A 332-nucleotide genomic window follows, 5' to 3' on the forward strand; every position below is an offset into this window, starting at 1 on the left:
AAAGCCGCCGCGTGATCGGCCAAAAGCCTGCGCACAAGCCCCCCCCTTTTCCGCCCACTACCGAGACATGGCCGCGAACCGTGGTGCTATCGATCATGTACTGCCAGTCGTCGGTCAGGCCGAGATCGACCAGGGTTTGCAGCATGGCATCCCAGACACCTTGTTCAGCCCAGCGCCGGAACCGGACGTAGACAGAATTCCACTTGCCGTATCGTTCATGCATGTCGCGCCAGGGGCAGCCAACCCGCAGGACGGGCATGCCTGCCGCGCTCGGACGGAAGCAGCGGTCCTATCAATTCCCATTCTGCGTCGCTCAGGTCTCCGCTATCCAT

The 332-nt window shown here is 62.0% G+C and carries 1 pseudogene; it reads right to left on the reverse strand.

From position 1 onward, the window contains the following. Positions 1-332 (reverse strand): annotated as a pseudogene (locus MTR66_RS21075) (transposase); the annotation flags it as partial.

This window comes from Novosphingobium beihaiense (assembly GCF_022832375.1).
Lineage (GTDB): Bacteria > Pseudomonadota > Alphaproteobacteria > Sphingomonadales > Sphingomonadaceae > Novosphingobium > Novosphingobium beihaiensis.